Below are 18,778 nucleotides of genomic sequence, written 5' to 3'. Positions count from 1 at the left end.
CCGTTGAGTGGCTCAATAACCAACGCAGGGTCGTCGGCACGTAGCAGCATGTTGTAGAAGCCGGCTGCCTGCGTCATGTTACGTGGCACACAAACGTAAACACCGCGAATGGAATTTATCACCATGCTAAGAGGAGAACCTGAATGCCAAACGCCCTCCAGCCGGTGTCCACGCGTGCTGATTATGAGGGGAGCCTTCTGCCCACCCCTGGTTCGCCACAGCAGCGTAGCAAGGTCATCGCTAAGCGTTTGCAAGGCATACAGAAGGTAGTCAAAATATTGTATCTCGGCAATGGGCCGAAAGCCGCGAAGAGCCAATCCTATCCCTTGCCCTATAATGGTGGTCTCACGAATACCGGTGTCGGTAACTCGAAGCTCACCAAACTTGGATTGCAGCCCCTCGTAGGTTTGGTTAACCCCACCAATTTTACCCACATCCTCGCCAAATACCACCAGCTGCGGATACTTGGCAAAGAGCACCTCATAGTTGTCGCGAATTATTTCACGGCCATTTACCATGGGAGAACTCTCCACAAAGAGCGGTTTAACCTCCGGTTGTTTCAGCGCAGAACGGTCGTTAGCCCAGTAGAGATGCGTGCTATAACGGTTACGGCCATCCTCCACATTTTTTTTCAGCCACACGCTTAGGTCCTGCTGTAGTGCCCCCCTAATGGAACAGTCGGTGCACACATTCCGAAGAATACGCTTGGCCGCACTCATATTATCCTTTAGAATGGGAAACTGAATTCGCTTTAAATCCTGAGTGAGGGTACCCACCTTGTCGAACTTGTCGCGCTTGCACACGCATGTGCGGTTATCGATAATTTTTACCAACGCATCACGCTCACGTTGAATGGGCTCCGTATACTTTTTCCATGCGGCATTCTTTGCCTCACGGGCTTCCTTCTCTGTTTTGGCAATAATATCGTCGATTTCAGCAGCCGTTGCCAACCCTTCGGTCTCAATCCACATTCTAAACTGAACAAGGCAATCGTACTCCACCTCCCATTCCAACCGCTCCTTATTCTTGTATCGCTCGTGCGAACCGGATGTGGAGTGACCCTGTGGCTGAGTAAGCTCCACCACGTGCAGCAGAACCGGAACGTGCTGCTCGCGCGACGTTGCCACCGCCTCAGCAAAAACCTTAACCATTTCGGGGTAATCCCAACCTTTCACCTTATAGATGAGTAGACCGCTGCTATCGTTCTTTCCCTTTTCAAACCCCTTGAGCGCCTCCGAGATGCTGCTCTTCACCGTTTGGAAATCGCGCGACACCGAAATGCCGTAACCATCGTCCCACACGGCCATTACCATTGGAACCTGCAGCACCGACGCCGCATTCATCGTTTCCCAAAAATGTCCCTCGGAGGTGCTGGCATCGCCAATGGTGCCAAAGGCTACCTCGTTCCCCTTGTTCGAAAAGGTGGTAAGGCTCTTCACCTCCTCCAAATTTCGGTATAATTTTGAAGCATAGGCCAGCCCAAGCAAACGGGCCATCTGTCCAGCGGTGGGTGAAATATCGGCTGATGAATTTTTCTGTGCCATCAAGTTTTTCCAACTCCCATCGGGGTTAAGGCTACGGGTGGCAAAGTGGTTATTGAACACCCGACCTGCATTACCTGGGTTTTGCTCTACATCAGTTTGGCCGTAAAGCTGAGCAAAGAACTCCTCCGCCGTATAAATACCAGCTGCCATCATAAAGGTTTGATCGCGATAGTAACCCGAGCGCCAGTCGCCGTTGTTAAAGCTCTTGGTAAGAGCCACCTGTGCAAGCTCCTTACCATCGCCAAAGATGCCGAACTTTGCCTTACCGGTTAGCACCTCCTTGCGTCCAAGCATTGAGACTTGCCGGCTTAGCCAGGCAATATAAAAGTCGTTGAGAACCTCCTCTTTGCTGAATTTTTTCATTGAGAATTAGATTTCAATTTTTTTCTGAGCCAGAGTGCAACCGTTTTCGGCTGCCACTACATAAACCGACGTTACACGATTTTGTTTAACAATAATATGGGTAAAACGCTTCACTACCACAACCTTTTAACCATTTTAACAAACATCGTTTCCAATCTTTGCTTCGGCTTATTACCTTTGCAAAAAAAAACAAATGGAGGTATTCAAGCTAATTGGCGTTGCGGTAGTACTAATAGCCTTGATGTTTATCGGGCTAGGATTCAACATATTTTTCCGAAAGAAGAAGTTTCCTGAGACCGAAGTTGGGCACAATAAGGAGATGCGGAAGCGTGGCATTAAGTGCGCTCGCACCGAGGAGATCCTCCTATATAGGAAAAACAAAAACCTCCCCATGCCCGAGGGTTGCGATACCTGTGGAGGGGTCTGCTCCATTTTGGACGACGAGGAGGAATAGCCTCACCTTTGGCAAATACAAAAAGGCAATTTTGTGCTGAACTTTTTCCCTACCAACGGGTTTCTTAAGCAAAACACACTATTATGGCACTGTTAAAAGTATTAGTTCTCGCTATAGCACTGGTTGCAATTGTATTTGCCGCCATGTCCATCAGGTTGCTTTTTAAGAAGAATGCTGAATTTTCGGGAGGTTCCTGCAGCAGCAGCCCCGGTTTACGCGATAAAGGTTTGTCGTGTGGTTGCGGTGGTGGAAGTTGCGCAAACACAATGGAAGAGTAACAATTTGCCTGTAAACCGTTGCAATATGTGTCTATAGGAGGTTGATAATTCTACGCTCTCAGCAACAAACATAATTCTGGCAACATTTGTCGCATTTTGGTGCCTGAGTTATGTTGTCATAAACCTCAATACTTATTGCTGATCTTATTCGGATGGAATGGTAAAATAGATTATGGAACCCTTCCCCTCCTCGCTTTCCACCCAAATTTGCCCACCGTGCTTTTCGACAAACTCCTTACAGAGAATCATCCCTAACCCTGTTCCTTTCTCCTTCTCTGTGCCCAGTGTTGAGAAATTTTCGTCGATTCGGAATAATTTTTCAATTCTGTCTTTCGGTATTCCCACACCATTGTCGCGAACAGCAATAACCTGCGCTCCCTGTTTGTTCTCAGTTGAAACAACAATCGCCCCGCCCTTGTAAGTAAACTTTATGGCGTTTGAAATTAGGTTCCTCAGCACTGTGCTCATCATATTTTTATCTGCATAAACTGGAGCATTAGCGGGTAAAACTTCAGTGATGGTAATGGATTTTTGACTGGCAGCACCAGCAAATAAAAGTATCACCTCATTTATCAACTTCACCATTTCAAAATACTCGGGGTTGAACTCCATTCGTCCCGTTTGCGAACGTGACCATTCCATCAAATTCGTCAGTAAGTCCACAGCTCGCTGAGAGGATTCATAGATGATGCCGGAATACCGCTCCACGCTCTGATAGTTCTTTTCCATGACCTGTTTAAGGAGAACTTCGCTAAAGCCCATGATGGAGCTGAAGGGGCTTTTCAGGTCATGAGCCATTATGGAAAAGAATTTGTCTTTTTCGGCATTAAGCTTTATCAACTGTTCGTTTTTAAGGCGAATTTCTTCTTCAGCCCTTTTTCGCTCTGTGATGTCATACGATAATCCTAACACTCCTATAACGTTATTTTTTTCATCAATAACCGGAGCTAACCGTGCATCGACCCATCTACTTCCCGTAGGAAAGACTATTTCGACTTCGTTTTGGAAGGTACTTTTTGTTGCAATAACATTCTGAATATTCGCAAGATTCTGCTGTGCCAAATCGGGTGGAAAAATATCTGTAAGGTGTTTCCCAATTAGTTTTTGGGCCGGTGCATGAAATTGTTCAGCGGCAACTTTATTTACATAAGTAACATACCCCTTCGTATCAATGAAGTAAATCATTTCAGGTGAGGACTCAGCTAAAAGGCGATACTTTTCTTCGCTTTCTTTTATTTTTTCTTCGGCTTTCTTGCGTTCGGTTACATCGCGTACTACGGCAATAACTTCGTCTATGCCACTGGCTACCATACGGGCTTCATAATTACGCAAGCCGCGCTTCGGAGTAAGCATCTGGTATTCGAATTGCTGAAGTTTTCCGCTATCTATGGTTTGCTTAATATACAGATCTATCAAATCTGCAAATTCAGGGGGAGTGATGTCTCGATTCTTTTTGCCGATGATTGACGTTTCGGTTTGTGCGTAGAGTTCGGAACTATCGGCTTTGTAATCCAGAAATGTTCCCTCCCGGTTCACTCGGAATATCATATCGGGGTTTGCATCCAGCAGCGCTCTCGTCCTTCTTTCGCTTTCTATTAGCACTTCTTCAGCATGTTTGCGTTCGGTGATGTCAATAAATGATGCTAATGTTTTATTATTTCTTAATAAAGCGACGGACATTAGAGCATGTCTTATTTCACCTTTTTTATTATAGATCGAAAATTCATATTTATTAGGTACATCATTCGCATTTATCATTCTTCTGCGGTTATATTCTTCCAAGCGTTCACGATCTTCCGGTGGGATATGAACTGTCCAGCTCGTTCCAATAACTTCTTGCTTACTATAACCACTAAGTTTACAAAATTCATCGTTAATAATTGATACTGTTGTGTCCGGTTCTGCAATAATCATGGCAGCGGAATTATTTTCAAACATTGATCGAAAATTTTCTTCGCTTTCCCGTAATGCATCCTCAGCCCGCTTGCGTTCGGTAATATCTTTATCCACACCTCTGTAACCCTTGAGATTCCCATCTTTGTCCAAAATGGGCAAGCCATTAGTGAGGAGACAGCATAACTCGCCATTCTTCTTAACATTCCAATTCTCTAAGTCCTTTATGGGTGCCCTATTTGCTACAATTTCGGAAAATATTGATGCAATTCTTGCTCTATCATCTGGCGTCATAAAATCGAACGGCGTTTTCCCAACGATTTCATCCGTCGATGACCCAAAAAGGTCAATGCCAGTCTGCGAGGTATAGGTATAAACCCCCTTCTCGTCTACCTCCCACACAAAATCGGTCTTGTTAATTTCACTCAGCCGTTCTTCGCTTTCTTTAAGTTTCAGTTCAGCAAGTTTGCGTTCGGTCATATCCGTGTGAATCCCAACAAGTCCAACAATTATCCCATTCTCATCCTTTATTGAATCGGCATGCAGTAATACAGTGAATTTTCGCCCGCTCTTTGATACCATCTCCACTTCACCATTCCATGTTCCACCACCCATGATTGTGTCGAATACTTTTCGGCCAACATCCTTGTTCTCATAAACCGCAGTGCCTCCGCCTGCTGCTTGAATCTCCTCAACCGTGTACTCAAAAATTTCGGAGTATGCTTTGTTGTGATAGAAGTGATAGCCCTGGGGATCGGACATGCAAATGGCTTCACCTGTGCTTTCCACTGCCGTATTTATGCGAAGAAGTGCTTCTTCTATTCTCTTTCGTTCGGTTATATCACGAATAATTCCTGTAAAAAACTTTCCTTTAGAAGTTTCCCATTCTGCTAACGATAATTCCAGTGGGAATTCTTTTCCGTTTTTATGCACGCCTTTTAACACCATGGTTCTTCCCAGAACATGGTGTTCGCCGCCTTGTTCTATTCGTTTCATGCCATGGTTGTGCGCTGCAATATAACTTTGGGGCAATATTATATTTAAATCTTTACCCGTTACCTCTGCCTCAGTATAGCCAAATATTTTTTCTGCTCCTTTGTTCCAATCTAAAATTATTCCATGGCTATCAGTCGTAACAATAGCATCATTAGCCGATTTTGCAACAGACCTAAATCGCTCTTCACTCTCTTGAAGTTTTAGTTCAAACAGTTTACGTTCTGTAATATCCTGGCACGTACCAAAAACGCGCTTCGGATTTCCTTTGCTGTCCACCTCCACCGTACTTCTTTCATGAATCCAGCGTATTTCCCCGTTGGACGTCATGGTGCGAAAATCGAAGTCAACCCCTTCACGTGTTTCAAGTGACTTCATAACAAGCTCTCGAACCATTTTGCGGTCTTCCGGAATTGGGGTTCCTAAAAGAGTTTCCATTGTGACGTCAACTGAGCGGCTAATTAGGTCGAAGATCTTATACATTTCATCCGACATCGCAATCCTGTTGTTGGCAACGTCCAGCTCCCAGCTACCAAAGAGGCCCACAAGCTGCGCTTCTTTTAGCTGCTCTTCGCTTTTCCTTAATTTATTTTCTGCAAGTTTCTTTTCCGTTATATCTCGGTGAATACCAATTTTGCAGATTCTGCCACCAATCTTAGCTATTGTAGAAGTGATTTCTGTGTCTATAATGCTGCCGTTTTTCCTTTGACACGGAATTTCAAGCACATGGGATTTCTCTCCCTTGTCCATTGATTCTAACTCTCTAATTATCCACGGCAAATCCTGTTTTGGGTGAATATCAGTTATGCTCATCGATTTCAATTCCGCTTCAGTGTATCCAAGCATTCTACACACAGCCGGATTTGTATATATGAAAGTCTTTGTCTCAGTATCTACGATACTGATGCCATCTGCACTTATTTCAAAAAGCAAACGAAATCGAGCTTCGCTTTCACGTAGAGCTGCCTCTGTATTCTTCCGTTCAGTAATATCGCGTACGACGGCAATCAAATACATTTTTTCAAGTTTCACTACAGCAATATTCACCTCAACCGGGAAGATAGAGCCGTCCTTGCGTCGATGCAAAGCTTCAATAATTGTTGAATTAGATAGTTGAAATCCATCCTTTATTGAATGAAAAACATCGGGTGTTAGGCCAGAATCGATATCAAATATTTTCATGCTTAAAAGCTCATCCCGGCTATATCCAAGATCAGCACATGCCCGTTCATTCACATCGATAAATCGGGCTGTTTCTACATCAATCACTTCAATTGCATCATTCGACTTATCAAGCATCACCCGGAAAAATCTAAGAGATTCTTCGACACGCTTGCGTTCGGTAATATCTTCTATTACCGCTTGGATCATGGGTTGATCATTAATATGGATTATTGTTAGTGTTAACAGCGTATCGTAAGGAGAGCCGTCTTTGCATTTAAACTTTATTGGGCGATGAGTAATGGTTCCTTTTTCTTTCAATAAAGGAATAAGTGCTCCCCTGTCAGACAAATTATAATAAAGATTCTCTACACTTCCGATTCTGATCAAATCATCACGAGAATAGCTGCCGGGTTCAAGTATCGAGTCATTAAAGGTAACAAGTTTACCTGTCAAATCCGTGATACCAATTCCGATAGGGATATTCTCAAACAAAGTTCTATATTTCCCTTCGCTTTCTTTTAATTTCATTTCTGCTGATTTACGCTCGGAAATATCCCTTACAGAATACAGCAAATGCGTACATCGGCCTGCGGTATTTGTTACGGGAACAATATTTGACTCCAAATAAATATTACTTGTCCCCAATGGAACTGTTTGTTCGAATTGTAATGGGGTACCACTTGCAATTACTCGAAGAAAATACTGTAATTCAGCATCGAGATTTTCCTTAGAGAAGCCTAATGCAATTAAAGCTTCGTCCCGGTATTTTCCTACAATATCGTTGATGCTAAGATCATCTTTGGAGATAAGTTGTTTTATTGATTCAAGGTAACTGCGGTTAACGGCAGTTATACGTAATTTTTTATCCGGTTCCACCTCCATCAACACAAGCATATCGGAGGTATTGTTGAACACGAGCGAGAGGCGCTCTTCGCTATTCTTTAATACTTGTTCGGCCTGGTTGAGTTCGATGATTTCAGTATCGTATAATTCCTTTAAGGAGTTGTACTTTTGTTGCACCTCCAGCAACTCATTCATGAGTTCGTCCTTAGTCTTATCGTGGTGCTTCATATTAAGATTTTGCTCAAGTTACGAGATTTTCAGCACTTTAGCAATGACTTGTTTAATTGCAGGAAGTTATTCAAGAACCCACATTAGTTCTCGCTATAGCGTTGGTTGCAATTGTATTTGCCGCCATGTCCATCAGGTTGCTTTTTAAGAAGAATGCTGAATTCTCGGGAGGTTCCTGCAGCAGCAGCCCCGGCCTACGCGACAAGGACGTATCGTGCGGTTGTGGTGGTGAACGCTACGCAAATACTTTGTTAGCACTCAAAGTAACACAAACCTTCACCTTTTCCTTGAGTTAATCCGTTTTTATCAAACAAAATACAAACTCAAACAATCCACCACCAAAATTTCATTTCAAGGGCAGAACGGCTGAACTCAATTAACAATTTGTAAGGTAAAAACAGGGGACAATTGCTACCTCACCAGTCCCCACGGAAAATCGGGACGGGGGAAGTAGAGCGTGCCCTTGGGGGCGTGGGCTAGGTCGAGGTTGAGCCGGATAGGAGCCTGTTCGCCCAAGTGGGGTTCAATAACGTGGAGCAGGTAAACGTCGGGGGTAACGCCATCAACCTCCACCTTAAGATCGTATAGGCAAAGGCACGAGGAGTTGCCGTTATACTCGCGCTCCTCCACCATAATGCTGTTGCCGCTATTAGTAACATGGCAGCGAATGGAATCGCACGAGCAGCTGAAGCAAGCGTTCTGGTGGGTTATGGTTAGCTTTTGTGATGCGGCGTCGTAGGAGTAGCTGATGATTGTGCTGTTGCCAATGCTGTCGGCAATGGCGCCGCTCTTACTGGTGTCTTTCTCCGAAATCTTCTGGAGTTTTCCACTTACAGGAGATAAACTATCGTTACCTTCTTTCTGACAGCTGGTAAACAGTGCTACCAGTAATATGGGAAGAATAAGGAGTCTCATAGTGTCAAGGTTTAGATTGGTATTCTAAGTTGACCGTGAAATAATCAACATTAAAACGCAACTATTCTATCAAATTATATACCAAAAGGTTATTTTTGCAAATTATTTTAAACAATGGCGCCATTATTGGGTTCAACGCATAGAGGCCAATCTCTATATGGCACCTTTAATCAGATTGTTAATATTTTTTTCAAGCAACGATGATACTACCAGTAGTGGCCTATGGGCAAAGCATATTACGCAAGGAGTGTAAAGAAATTGCGGAGAATAACAACGAAGTACAAGAACTGGTAACAAACATGTGGGAAACCCTCTACCATGCACACGGGATGGGGCTTGCTGCCCCTCAAGTTGGTTTTGATCTTCGCCTATTTATAGTGGACACCAAGCAAGTTTATGACCCCGACGACAGGGAAATGGCTGACCTATTCATTGGTGATGAGGGAATTATTGAAACCTTTATCAACCCAGAGATTCTTTGGCACTCGGAGGAAATGTGGAGCGACTACGAAGGCTGCCTCAGCATCCCTTCGCTGAGCGAGGTGGTGGAACGCCCCATCTCCATTACCATTCGTTACCTTAACCGCAATCTTGAATCGCAGGAGACCACGTATAGTGGCGAGACTGCCCGCGTTATTCAACACGAGTACGACCACCTCGATGGTATTCTCTACGTGGATAAGATTGCACCCGTTAGGAAGAACATGATTCGCAGCAGGCTCAAGCGCATTTCGCTAGGCAAGGAAACAACCAAATACAAGATGAAGTTCTAGCAATAGCGAGCAGTTCCAAATGCTTCACATAAACTTTATATTTTCTTACTAGTTCCCATAAAACTTTCAGTGGCAATGGCTGTTTTATGTTAAAAACGTATTGCCATGCAAACTATTTTAGGAGCAAACGGAGCCATTGGCACAGAGCTAGCCCGGGAGCTCACCCACTACACCAGCAGCATACGACTGGTGAGTAGAAATCCAAAAAGCGTAAACCCCACTGACCAGCTATTCCCAGCCGACCTTACGGATCGCGCTCAGATAATGAAGGCCGTGGAGGGTTCTAAAGTTGTCTACATTACCATAGGGTTTGAATACAGCGCCAAGGTATGGCAACAAAAGTGGCCCACCTTTATGCGGAATACAATTGATGCCTGTGTAACCAACAATGCACGACTAGTATTCTTCGACAACATCTACATGTACGACCGCGACTACCTGAGCAACATAACGGAGCAAACGCCCGTACGACCTACCAGCAAAAAGGGAGAGGTAAGGGCGAAAATTGCCCAAATGATATTAGATGAGGTTGCCGCCGGAAGACTCAACGCCGTTATTGCCCGTGCTGCAGACTTTTTCAGCCCAAAGAACAGCGTTCTGGTGGAGATGGTCTACAAAAACCTAGCTAAGGGTAAAAAGGCAAACCTTTTTGCCAACGCTAATAAGCTGCACAACTACACCTACTCGGTGGATGCTGCCAAGGGACGGCCATGCTTGGCAATACACCCGATGCCTATGGACAAGTGTGGCATCTGCCCACCAGCAGGGTTCACCTTACTGGCAAGCAGTGGGTGGAACTAATAGCTCAAGAGATGAACGTGAAACCTAGGTATAGCGTGCTACCCAAATGGATGATGAGCCTTGCCGGACTCTTTGTGCCAGTTATTGGTGAGTTTAAGGAGATGGTTTACCAGTACGACCGCGACTACCTCTTCAACAGCGAAAAGTTTGAGCAGCAGTTCGGCTACCATCCTGCTACCCCAGAGGAGATGGTTTCGCAGCTAGTTGCCAAAGAAGGAATTTGGGCTAACATATAAAATTTTGACACAATTATATAGAGCCGCTCAAAGTGGCTCTTTCCTTTTACCCACTCAGACAAAGCCCATTAAGGCGCTAAGAGATAATCCGCTAGTAGGCGGACAGGTTTTGAGAATGATGGAGCCGTTAATGCCTTTCGGTTATTACGGTGCATTGCCGTTTCAGCTCTTTGAAAGGAGGAGGAGCGTGCACCGCTGACTTAACTCTCGGCATGGCGGACCCCGCCATAAATGACGGGGAAATTCGTCTCTTAACTGAGCGTAACATACATTCCCTAGTAGAAATTAATTCATATTGCTTTACTACCTTATCGCTTTACCCACTTCTCGCAAGAGGCTGGAGCCATACAAATCGGTGGCAACCACCCGTCCATTACGGTCTAGCAGCAGGTTATGAGGAACGGAGATGAGCATGTAGCGGCGCGCTACGGGACCATTCCACGCCTTTAGGTCACAAAGGTTTGTCCAAGGAAGGCTATCGCTCTTAACGGCCCGTATCCAGCCCTCACGGTTGTCGTCGATGGAAACGCCTAACACCTCAAATCCTTCGGGATGAAAACGCTCATAGCACTTCAATAAATTTGGATTTTCCATGCGGCAAGGTCCGCACCACGATGCCCAGAAGTCTAGTAGCACCACCTTTCCCCGAAACGACGAAAGGGAAATAGGCTGTCCGCTGCTGTCGGGCAGGGCAAAGTCCGGAGCATCCCCTCCCACCTCAACCATTTGCATGTCGGTAATTAACTTCCGTAAGGCCACCACATACACTGAGGAACGAATGGACGAGCGCAATTTTCCAACCAACTCTTCCATCTTGGCCGATGACAAACCTCGGGAACGCTCGGTAAGCAAAACGTAGGCAGCAACTGAGCTACCACGGTTGGCAACCACAAAGCTATCCACTGCAACCGGATATTTACGGCGTATCCGCTCCATCTCCCTGTTGATATCGGCCTCGCGTGTGTTGTCGTTATCACGAATGGCAACCGTGAGCTGCTGCTGTAGCAGGTAGAAGCGGTCGGCAAATCGACTCTTCATTGCCACAAACTTAGCATACACCTTGTTGCTCTTCGATTCCGATACAACAGCCCGCGACAAGCTATCGAATTGGGTGTGAATGGTGATATCGGCGTTCTCCACAAATAGAGGTAACGTCCGGTACTTCGATGCTATGGAAATTGAATAGAGCTCAGGCAAGTCAACTCTTCCCAAAAAGGAAAACTGTCCATGCTTTAGCTGCGTGCTATCCACTGGCACCATGCTGCTACCATCGAAGCGGCTGAGCACCACCATACCGGTATCGATACCCGTAACCGTTCCGCTGAGGCGAAAGTGGTCGCTGCGACTGCAAGCCGCCACGGCTATCACCATCATTGCTGCCAAGATATTTCGGTTCATTGTAGTAGGTTTAATTTACTTATTACCCAACGCCGCATAAGTTACAATTTTTCCGTAGGTTTCAAATCCAAGCCTCTCATAAACTATTGCTCCTGCTGGCGAGGCATGCAGCACACAGAGAGACACTTCTCTCTGTTGGCACTCCGCCATCAACCTTTGAGTAATAATCCTAGCGAACCCACGACCACGGTATTCGGGCATCGTGCCTATCATGTGCAGACCGGCATGACCGCTTGAGTCGAAAAAGGCAAGACCACAGCAGGTCTCAGAACCATCAACCAGTCCTAGAAGCATAACAACACTGCTTTGCCCAACCAGCGAACCTATCATCATTGGCGCAACCCAATACCCAAAAGAGGCTGAGGCCACCATGGCAAAACGAGCCGCATCCACCTGCGTTTTCACCTGAATAAATTCAATGTTAGATGGCTCTTGAAGTTGAGCATCATTCAGCTGAATTGCCATCCCCTTCTGCGAAAACACCTGCACAAGACCAGCATCCTCCAGCAGCGGAATGGCAGCATCGTATTCGGAAAGGGTAATGCGGTGTGGTAGTTCTCCAGTTCGCATCTTCTCTACCATTTTCGAAACGAACTCAACTCCGATGTTCTGCTGCAAACGGAATATGCGACAGGGCCAGTCGGACTGCGAAAGGTTAATGAAGCTATAGCCCTGCTCTTCCTGCAGCGTTTTAGAGCAACGTCCCACCAATTCCCAAAAGCAGAATAAATTTTCGGCAATGAGTAGGTCGGTAGATGATGGTGTAGAAGGCATAGCAAACATCTCCAACCGATTAATCTACCTCATCAAATTCGGGTGGATACTCCACCTTTCCCGACACACCAGACAGGCCACCCTTGACCAGCTCCATGGCCATAAACACCTCATCGGGAATAATAAAGGATGGAAAAATATTCCAGCGACTTGCAGGTTTAAAACCAAAGCGCGGATAAAAATCGGGGTGACCAAGAACGATAACCGAAGAATAACCTTCCGCTGTTGCTGCCGTTAGTCCAGCACGAATGAGCGTGCTTCCAATGCCACAATTCTGCATTTCGGGAATCACCGCCACTGGAGCAAGAGCCAGAGAGGTGTGGTTATGCTTACGGTCCACAATTGTAATTGGAAAGAGTAGAATATGTCCTACGGTTTTTTCCTCTATTTGTGCAACGAGTGAAAGTTTTGGCGAAAACGAGGGATTCATACGAAGTTTTACCACAAGAAGCCCTTCGTTGGGTTGCTCAAAGGCTAAATCGTCCACCTCACGAATGGAGTGATAATCGGATGCCGTCTCGGGGCGGATATCAACGTTCATGGCAGAAAGATAAGACGTTAAATAAACCGACCGCGGCGAAGCCGGCAGAAGGCAATGTAAAGAATTTTTGGATATGGGCAAACGATGGATGGATGATTTACGGGAAGAGATAGATGTATGCGCTCGGAACAACGCTTGGCATTTAGGGAAAAATGTCAGAAGATTATTTAGCACCTATGGCACACTAAAGTTTTCCCACCATATACTGTGACACCAACGTTAGGCCGCAACGAGGCTATTTGCAACCAAGGTTTCTGACGAAAAGCAAGAGTAATATAGCCTGTATGCAAGGGGTAAAAACTAAGCAGCGAATGGCCCTAATTGGGCCATTCGCTGCTTAAGAATTAGTGTGAGAATTACTTTATAAGCTTAAGTCCCTCCATTGCAGAGGCATCTCCTGGGTTGTAGAGCAAGGCCTTATTGAAAAGAATCTTTGCCTCCCGAGTCTTACCCATCTTAAGATTCGTCCAAGCCAGCATAAGCACGCTATCGTGGTCGAATGGGTAAAGGTTAACCACCTTTTCAAAGTATTGGTAGGCCTGACCGTAATCCTTTTTTTCGTAGAAAATGTACCCCATTCGGTAAAGAACAAGGGTGTTGTTGGGATCAATGGAGAGTATTTTGTTGTAGGTCGACGTCACCAAATCCCAATTTCCCAAGGCCGATGCTGGCAGCACAACGCCCAGCTTGGGCTCAATGGCGTAAGGCATCAGCTCAATGGCCTTATTGTAATACCCCAACGATTCGGAAAACTGTCCCTGTAGGTATGTAAGCCAACCCAGCCGGAGGTTAATTTCATAGGAGGATGCATCGTAGTATGCCTTCAATGCGGAAGCGGCCTCGGAATACTTGCCCTGCTTTTCCTTGGCATAGCTGTCGCCAAACGCAGCAATTAACTTCGAATTGTCCTGCGCACTCGACACCAGGGCCGAAAGAACCAGCGCTACTAATACTAAATATTTTTTCATGATTACCTGATTTTATAAGTTAACTTAAATGAACATCCAAATGCATTAACAGCCTGTCTGTTGGTTTTAGAGTAGGTGTCAAAATCCCACAAATAGAGATTGTTTTCGCTGTAGTATGGTGATAGGTTAACGCTAACATGCTTCCCAAGCAAAACAATAAGGTTGCTGTATGCCGTTGTAGTAGGCACCTGGAATGAGTTGTTCATGGCCAGTCCCTGATTGCGGGCATAGAGAAATGCATCGCCACCAACAACGCCAAGCTCCATCCACAGAAATTTGAAAACTTTAAACCCAACCTCCTGATTTACCTGATACGAGTTTCCCCAGTGCTTATCGGTTTGATACATTCCTCCAGAGGTGAGGTAGAGGTTGAGATTCCCGAATGGCAGATAGGTTAAATACCCTTCACCTCTTGTTTGACTTGAGCCACTAAAGTTGCTGAAGGAGACATTTGCACCGCCTCTCACCTTCCAACCACTTTTCGAAAGACCAACACCACCAATATACTCCGTCTTAGTTTGCTTCGACGACCTACCATTCCCTTGTTGCGAAACAGTACTGCCGTCGGAGTAAAGTGCAAGATGGCCAAATCCAGAAATTGCCCAGCCGGGAAAGAGATACTCGGTTAGCTTAGCATACACCTGATTCTGCACAAAGTCAAGGTTTCTCCCAGTGGGACTTTGACTAGAGTACACCGTTCCGCTTTTCTGATAGCGGGAGTATACAAAGTCGGCCTTGAGACGGCTAGAAAAATAGCTTGCCAACCCAGCGCTAAACCCCAATCCATCCTTTACATCCTCATAGTATTGATTACTCACAATACTGGGAATGTAGCTCGTTCCATTGTAAGCAGTGATGGAACCACTGGCAAACAGATCAACGAGGCCAGGCTTAGCAATCGATTGTAAGGTAGTGTTTCTCTTCTCCCATGGTATCGACTCAAGGTAGAGGTTGGCGTCGGCATCTCTCCCGGAGAAGAGGTAGCTGTAGTATATGTACTCCCGTGAAATGGTATCCATTAGACTCAAATCGAGAGCCCTCTTAAAATGGTTCACCGCGCTGGGATAGCGCTGGTTATTATAGGCAAGAATCCCCAATCGCATCCGCAGGTAGTAGTAGTCGATTCCCTTGGCGAGCAACTCATTGCCCACCTTCTTGAGGTTCTTATAATCCCCTCTCAAATAGCAATCGTACGACTGCTTATCGAGCGTTATAAAATCGTTTTGAGCAAACACGGTCACTGAAAACGTCAGCAGCAAAGCTGTTGTTGTTAAGTATTTTCGCATACGGCTTCAAATTTTTTTGTCTGATCGGCAAGTGTCAAACGGCTGTTCTTGTCCACCTCTATCACGAACCACCTGGTCCAAATTAGTTGGTTAAACGAGTAGCCGGTAAGCAAAGAATTATAGGTAAAACTATCCACGTCAAACTCCGACCCACTTCTTTCCATGCTAACCTCAAAGTGTGTTTTCAGGTAGAGGTAGAAGGGCGCGGTGAAGTCGTGCAAGAAAAGTCGAACTCCTCCAAATGTTCTATTCACGGGCAATAAGTCAGTTGAAACATACCCATCTACTTGCACAAGAGGTATTCTAAATGCAGCCTGGTAAAATGAGAAGAGCAACGATCCTCTATCTCCCTCAAAGTGGGTAAAGTAGAAGTAAACACCATCATTCTGGAAGTAAGCTTTGGCATTTGTGGAATTACAGTGTATGTACGACTTATTGTAAGAATTGGTTAGCACCTCCCAGGTAACATGGTCGACACCTTTTGCGCCCTTAACACTCCACGTCATCACCTTTCCGGGCATCAGGTTGAAAGCCTTTTTCAGCAAAGCATCCTCCTCTATTGACCTTACCCTTTGTCCATTGGTCGGATTGCTGTATGTCCTAATTTTATTGCCATCCTCCAAATAGGCAAAAAGAGGATACTTTATAGTTTTTGAGCCAATATAGGGCGTTGCCTGAAGCTGAAAATGGAGGTGAGGAAATGGGGAACGCCCAGAATTCCCAACCCGTCCAACTTCTTGTCCATAGCGAAGGTTATCGCCCACCTTAACAGAAATAGATCCCCGTTGGAGGTGGCTAAGTTTGGAGTATAGCCCTTCAGCATGCTTAATTACAACCGTATTTCCCCAGTTTCTAACGGTATTAACCTCGCCAACTACGTTATCGGCAATGCCATCCTCCACAACTATCACCTGTCCATCGGCCGGAGCAATTAACTTCTGACCAAAACAGTAGTAATCCGTTAGTTCATCCCCCTCATTCCTATACTGGACCAAATCGCTATTAACGCTTACAAAGTCCCAAGCATTGGCCCACTCACCTTGGTGTGTATATTCCCCGTTGTGCCCTTGATTTACATACCATTCACCAAAGAAAGGCAGCTTAATTGGCACCCATCCGTAGTTTGGAAATCGTTTGGAAAAACTTTGGTATGAGTATAGATTCTTCTCCGGGGTACCCTCCTGAATTGGAACCTCAATAAACTTTCCATAAGCTGTTCTAAACCTAAAGGAGTAGATGAATGTAAGCAGCACCAGATTAAATGGTAGCGAAACCAAGGCAAGTTTCAAAGGAGAAAGCATTCCATACAACCCTGCCGTAGCAAGGGCTATAATAGGCGTAATAGCAAAAGCCCAAAAGAACGATTGTCTCGAAGGGATGTAGAAATAGCCACCAATGGCAATAGCTCCTAGAATAAAGTTAAACCCAATAAAGCTGTAACCCAGCTGGGTCATGTCCATATCAAAGAAGGCGTAGGCAAAATAGGCAACGGTATAGCCCAACAAGGAAAGAATAAAGGCAATTCTGGAGTAGAACAGCAATGCAACTGCCACCACAAGGCCAGCAATAACATTAAACTGAAAAAATATTGCTCCCAGTGAAAGAAAGTAGCTGTTCAGAAAGCCTGACGAAATATTATCGATCCACCACTGATGGATTACAATAAAGGGATTACCGCCAATGCTAAACAGCCTGTTAAGAACATAAACTCCGCTCTGGTTAGTCTCAACACCTTTTGCCATCCATCCAGCACTAAGCACAAGCCATATGCTAAATACAAAAGGAATTGAAAGGTAGGGTAGGTAGTATTTCCCTAAGATTCCCTGAAATGCAATGGTGATGAGCAATGTTAAGAATCCGGCGAAGATTGCCATTACGAAGATTACCAAGGTCAACTCATAGTGGTAGCCCAATCCTAACCCAACCAAAAGACTGTTGAAGCCATAGAGCCCCTTTACAATTGTCTGCTTGTCAAACTTAAGCAGCGACGCAGCAGTATTTGCTGTCATCACCGAAAGCAACCCGCACAAACCTGCAGTAACATCGAGAAAGGAGACCGCAAAAAGTGGAATGGCAAACCAGTAATTCTCCGAAAAGAATATTTGGGAGTAGCTTCGTGCTGCTCCCTGAATTGAGGTAAGTATTAAACCATTCTTCAACATAGTGTGGCAGGTATAGTAATTTTTAACGAAGAGAAGAGTAGTAAGCTTCACGTTTAGGCACCGCAAGGTTTGCAGTTACCAAAATTATTCCGGTTTCGCCAAATGGGCAGGTATAGCCTCGTTTGCCGTTACATCTTCAAGCGTTTCAGCCTTCCTGATTACATGAACCTCCCTATCCTGGTCTATCAGTACAACATTGGGTCTGGTTGTAATAAATTGCAGCCACTGGGTATTGTTGTAGGCACCGGTTCGGGAAATTACAAACCTATCGCCCCGTTTCAGCGAAGGGAACATCATGGAAGGCCTCAGAACATCTATGTTCATACAAAGCGGACCGTAAATAGTTGTTTCCTCAACTACCCCAGAGTGATTCTTCACGGGTTGAATTTTATGGTCATACCAAAATGATGTAAAGAGAAGATTTACCCCAACATCCACAATAGTTGCCCTTCTGCCATCCGAAAGTCGCTTGTTGGCCTGCACTGTTCCTGCAATGTGTCCAGCATTATCGATAAGCGCGCGTCCCGTTTCAAGAATAAGCGTGGGCAGTTTATCGGGTCTAATTTGGGAGTTGAGAATTGCAGAGGATATTGCCTCAGCATACTCATCAAACGATGGAGTTGTATCCTCGCCAGAGAGGTAAGCCCCTCGTAATGTATTTTTCGATGCAAACCCACCTCCCATGTCGATGTAGGAGATGTAATGGTCAAACTTCTGAGCGATGTTAACTGCCAAGTCAGCCATTTTAGTTGCTGCAATTCGGTATATATCAGCAGTCATTATATAGGTGCCAATGTGGGTGTGTAGCCCCATTAGCTTTAACTGGGGGTTATTCATGATGCGATTGAGCGCATCCCAAGCTTCCCCGTTTTCGTAGTTCAACCCGAACCTATCCCATTTTGGATAAACGCCAACATCCATGTTAACCCTAATGGCTACGCGAGCTTCAAGGCTCTTTCGCTGGCAAACATCGGACAGCATGAACAGCTCATCCATATTGTCGATGTGAATAAATGAACCATTCCTTACTGCCTTCTCTAAGTCAGCAAAACTTTTTCCAGGTCCGTTGAAGATGATATTTTCACCCTTCACACCATTACTTAATGCCTTATCATACTCAAAGCCAGAAACAACCTCCGCCCACGAACCCTCCTGGTGGAATAT

15 protein-coding genes and 2 pseudogenes are annotated in these 18,778 nt (G+C 45.2%); 6 read left to right on the top strand and 11 right to left on the bottom strand.

The window, feature by feature from the left end; all coding sequences use genetic code 11:
• Positions 1-1,907 (bottom strand): thiamine pyrophosphate-dependent enzyme (locus VMW01_13135; protein HUW07195.1); only part of this gene is annotated, 1,907 nt, incomplete at its 3' end.
• Between the two features lie 193 nt (positions 1,908-2,100).
• Here VMW01_13135 and VMW01_13130 point away from each other — a divergent pair.
• Together VMW01_13130 and VMW01_13125 are read left to right on the top strand one after the other, a co-directional pair.
• The gene (locus VMW01_13130) at positions 2,101-2,361 is read left to right on the top strand and encodes a hypothetical protein (protein HUW07194.1); all 261 of its coding nucleotides are present in this window, start codon (positions 2,101-2,103) and stop codon (positions 2,359-2,361) included.
• Positions 2,362-2,444: 83 nt separating this feature from the next.
• Positions 2,445-2,639 (top strand): hypothetical protein, encoded by a 195-nt coding sequence (locus VMW01_13125; GenBank protein ID HUW07193.1) that lies wholly within the window; start codon positions 2,445-2,447, stop codon positions 2,637-2,639.
• A gap of 144 nt (positions 2,640-2,783) precedes the next feature.
• Here VMW01_13125 and VMW01_13120 read toward each other — a convergent pair whose 3' ends face one another.
• Positions 2,784-7,760 carry a PAS domain S-box protein gene (locus VMW01_13120; protein ID HUW07192.1) on the bottom strand — a complete coding sequence of 1,659 codons (4,977 nt, stop codon included), beginning with the start codon at positions 7,758-7,760 and terminating at the stop codon, positions 2,784-2,786.
• Positions 7,761-7,816: 56 nt separating this feature from the next.
• On the opposite strand from VMW01_13120, the gene VMW01_13115 reads away from it, so the two are divergent.
• Positions 7,817-8,056, top strand: coding sequence for a hypothetical protein (locus tag VMW01_13115; GenBank protein ID HUW07191.1), 240 nt, complete (start codon positions 7,817-7,819; stop codon positions 8,054-8,056).
• 115 nt (positions 8,057-8,171) lie between these two features.
• Here VMW01_13115 and VMW01_13110 read toward each other — a convergent pair whose 3' ends face one another.
• Positions 8,172-8,675 carry a hypothetical protein gene (locus VMW01_13110; protein ID HUW07190.1) on the bottom strand — a complete coding sequence of 168 codons (504 nt, stop codon included), beginning with the start codon at positions 8,673-8,675 and terminating at the stop codon, positions 8,172-8,174.
• A gap of 200 nt (positions 8,676-8,875) precedes the next feature.
• On the opposite strand from VMW01_13110, the gene def reads away from it, so the two are divergent.
• From def to VMW01_13095, 3 genes are all read left to right on the top strand, one after another.
• The gene (gene def / locus VMW01_13105; protein ID HUW07189.1) at positions 8,876-9,448 is read left to right on the top strand and encodes a peptide deformylase; all 573 of its coding nucleotides are present in this window, start codon (positions 8,876-8,878) and stop codon (positions 9,446-9,448) included.
• Positions 9,449-9,553: 105 nt separating this feature from the next.
• Positions 9,554-10,249 carry an NAD-dependent epimerase/dehydratase family protein gene (locus VMW01_13100; protein HUW07188.1) on the top strand — a complete coding sequence of 232 codons (696 nt, stop codon included), beginning with the start codon at positions 9,554-9,556 and terminating at the stop codon, positions 10,247-10,249.
• Between the two features lie 11 nt (positions 10,250-10,260).
• On the top strand, positions 10,261-10,485 hold the full coding sequence (locus VMW01_13095; protein HUW07187.1) for a hypothetical protein: 225 nt from the start codon (positions 10,261-10,263) through the stop codon (positions 10,483-10,485).
• Positions 10,486-10,788: 303 nt separating this feature from the next.
• Here VMW01_13095 and VMW01_13090 read toward each other — a convergent pair.
• From VMW01_13090 to VMW01_13055, 8 genes and pseudogenes are all read right to left on the bottom strand, one after another.
• Positions 10,789-11,199, bottom strand: a pseudogene (locus tag VMW01_13090) (TlpA disulfide reductase family protein).
• A gap of 351 nt (positions 11,200-11,550) precedes the next feature.
• Positions 11,551-11,856, bottom strand: a pseudogene (locus tag VMW01_13085) (DUF4369 domain-containing protein).
• 42 nt (positions 11,857-11,898) lie between these two features.
• Entirely contained in the window at positions 11,899-12,666 is a 768-nt protein-coding gene (locus VMW01_13080; protein HUW07186.1) for a GNAT family N-acetyltransferase, read from the bottom strand.
• Positions 12,667-12,676: 10 nt separating this feature from the next.
• A complete protein-coding gene (locus VMW01_13075) occupies positions 12,677-13,198 on the bottom strand; it encodes an N-acetyltransferase (GenBank protein ID HUW07185.1) in 522 nt (173 codons plus the stop codon).
• A 356-nt stretch (positions 13,199-13,554) separates the two neighbouring features.
• The gene (locus tag VMW01_13070) at positions 13,555-14,166 is read right to left on the bottom strand and encodes a tetratricopeptide repeat protein (protein HUW07184.1); all 612 of its coding nucleotides are present in this window, start codon (positions 14,164-14,166) and stop codon (positions 13,555-13,557) included.
• A 2-nt stretch (positions 14,167-14,168) separates the two neighbouring features.
• Positions 14,169-15,452, bottom strand: a complete 1,284-nt coding sequence (locus tag VMW01_13065; GenBank protein HUW07183.1) for a hypothetical protein — start codon at positions 15,450-15,452, stop codon at positions 14,169-14,171.
• Positions 15,437-17,614: an urea transporter gene (locus VMW01_13060; protein HUW07182.1), complete on the bottom strand. Its 2,178-nt coding sequence runs from the start codon at positions 17,612-17,614 to the stop codon at positions 15,437-15,439. The genes VMW01_13065 and VMW01_13060 overlap by 16 nt, the downstream gene beginning before the upstream one ends.
• Before the next feature lie 84 nt (positions 17,615-17,698).
• A partial coding sequence (locus tag VMW01_13055; GenBank protein ID HUW07181.1) for an alanine racemase occupies positions 17,699-18,778 on the bottom strand: 1,080 nt, incomplete at its 5' end.

Source organism: Williamwhitmania sp. (assembly GCA_035529935.1).
Lineage (GTDB): Bacteria > Bacteroidota > Bacteroidia > Bacteroidales > Williamwhitmaniaceae > Williamwhitmania.
The sequence above is the reverse complement of the archived record's forward strand: the minus strand, read 5'-3'. Positions and strand labels throughout refer to the sequence as shown.